Genomic DNA, 511 nt, shown 5'->3' on the forward strand with positions numbered 1-511 from the left:
CAGCCGAACAGGCATACCAGAACCGTGGCGGGATCAAGGATGCCGCCAATGCCCTGTCGAACGGAAACGTGAGCGATGCCGCAAAGGGTGTGCAGGTGCAGCTAAGCATCGGATCGAGCCATAGCAGCAGCAATTCGACGACATCGATCTCGGATGCGAAAGGTTCGTCGATCATCGGTAACGGCAACGTATCCATTATCGCGACCGGCACGCCGGACGCGAACGGAAACGCCCAGGCGGGTACCGGGAACATTGCGATGACCGGAGCGTCGGTGCTCGGCAAGAACGTCGTGCTCGATGCCAACAACGCGATTACGCTGCAAAGCGCCCAGAGTACGGAGCAGAATACGAGTTCGAACAGTTCGACCGGCTGGAATGCTGGCGTCGCGATCGGGGTGGGAAAGAACACGGGCATCAGCGTTTTTGCTAACGGCTCGAACGCACATGGTCAAGGCAACGGGGACAGCGTTACGCAGACCAACACGACGGTGGCGGCTGGCAACAACCTGAC

Annotated in this window: 1 protein-coding gene; it reads left to right on the forward strand. The window is 59.5% G+C overall.

Features of this window, described 5'->3' with window-relative positions:
• On the forward strand, window positions 1-511 hold a 511-nt coding region (locus tag ACU8YE_RS24370), incomplete at both ends, for a hemagglutinin repeat-containing protein (protein ID WP_446929951.1).

The organism is Ralstonia sp. VS2407 (assembly GCF_052950655.1).